Annotated in this window: 1 protein-coding gene; it reads left to right on the forward strand. The window is 71.2% G+C overall.

Annotated elements, in window-relative coordinates:
- The coding region (locus N790_RS05125) for an error-prone DNA polymerase (RefSeq protein ID WP_043801636.1) at positions 1-1,962 on the forward strand (1,962 nt) is incomplete at both ends.

The following is a 1,962-nucleotide window of genomic DNA, read 5'->3' on the forward strand; positions in this document are numbered from 1 at the left end:
TGGCGCGGCTGCAGGCCCTGGCCGCGGCGCTGGGCCTTCCCGCCGTGGCCAGCGGCGACGTGCACATGCACGTGCGCGGCCGGCGCGCGCTGCAGGACGTGCTGGCCGCCACCCGCCAGCGCCTGGCCATCGCCGAAGCCGGCGCCTTCCTGTTCCCCAACGGCGAACGCCACCTGCGCACGCGCCGCGCGCTGGCCGCCATCTACCCGCACGCGCTGCTGGAGGAAAGCCTGCGCATCGCCGCGCGCTGCCGCTTCGACCTGGGCACGCTGCAATACCACTACCCGCGCGAGCTGGTGCCGGAAGGCGAGACGCCGACGAGCTGGCTGCGCCGGCTGACGGAACAAGGCATGGCGCGGCGCTGGCCCGAAGGCGCGCCTGCGAAGGTTCGACGGCAAATCGACGAAGAACTCTCGCTCATCGCCGAGCTGCGCTACGAGGCCTTCTTCCTCACCGTGCACGACGTGGTGGGGTTCGCGCGCGGGCAAGGCATCCTGTGCCAGGGCCGCGGGTCGGCGGCGAATTCGGCGGTGTGCTTCGCGCTGGGCATCACCGAGGTGGACCCGGCCCGGATGAACCTGCTGTTCGGGCGCTTCCTGTCGAAGGAGCGCAACGAACCGCCGGACATCGACGTGGACTTCGAGCATGAGCGGCGCGAGGAGGTCATCCAGTACCTCTACCGCAAGTACGGGCGCGAGCGCGCCGCGCTGGCCGCCACCGTCATCTGCTATCGCGGCAAGAGCGCGGTGCGCGACGTGGCGCGGGCCCTGGGCCTGCCGCCGGACCAGGTGGACCAGCTCAGCCGCTGCTTCGCCTGGTGGGACGGCGAAGCCGACATGGCGCAACGCGTGCGCGAGCACGGCTTCGACCCGGAATCGCCGGTGCTGCGCCGCGTGCTGGCGCTCACCCGGCAGCTGCTCGACGCGCCGCGGCACCTGAGCCAGCACGTCGGCGGCTTCGTCATCTCCGACCAGCCGCTGCACCACCTGGTGCCGGTGCAGAACGCCGCCATGCCCGAACGCACCATCATCGAATGGGACAAGGACGACCTGGAATCCCTCGGCCTGCTGAAGGTGGACTGCCTGGCGCTGGGCATGCTCACCGCGGTGAGCAAGTGCCTGGCCCTGCTGCGCGCGCACCGCGGCCGCGACCTGACGCCGGCCACCATTCCCGCCGAAGACCCGGCCACCTACGCCATGATCCAAAAGGCCGACACCGTGGGCGTGTTCCAGGTGGAATCGCGCGCGCAGATGGCCATGCTGCCGCGGCTCAAGCCGCGCACCTTCTACGACCTGGTGGTGCAGGTGGCCATCGTCCGGCCGGGCCCCATCCAGGGAAAGATGGTGCATCCCTACCTGCAGCGGCGGCAGGGCCTGGAGCCGGTGACCTACCCGTCGGCGGCGCTGGAGGAAGTGTTCCGGCGCACGCTGGGCGTGCCGCTGTTCCAGGAGCAGGTGATGCAGGTGGCCATCGTCGCGGCCGGCTTTTCGCCCGGCGAGGCCGACGAGCTTCGGCGCGGCATGGCGGCCTGGAAACGCCGCGGCGGGCTCGACCATTTCCGCCAGCGGCTGTTCGACGGCCTGGCCGCGAACGGCTACGACAGCGAATTCGCCGAACGCATCTTCGAGCAGATCCGCGGCTTCGGCAGCTACGGTTTCCCGGAATCGCACGCGGCCAGCTTCGCGCTCATCACCTACGTCAGCTGCTGGCTCAAGTGCCACGAGCCGGCGGCCTTCACCTGCGCGCTGATGAATTCGCAGCCGCTGGGTTTTTATTCCAACAGCCAGCTGGTGCAGGACGCGCGCCGGCACGGCATCGCGGTGCGGCCGGTGGACGTGCGCCACAGCCACTGGGACAACACGCTCGAACCCTGGCCCGGCGACGACGCGCGGCAGCCGGCACTGCGGCTGGGCCTGCGCGAGGTGTCGGGCCTGCCGGCCGCCGCGGCCGAAGCGCTGGTGG

This window comes from Arenimonas malthae CC-JY-1 (genome assembly GCF_000747075.1).
GTDB classification, from domain to species: domain Bacteria; phylum Pseudomonadota; class Gammaproteobacteria; order Xanthomonadales; family Xanthomonadaceae; genus Arenimonas; species Arenimonas malthae.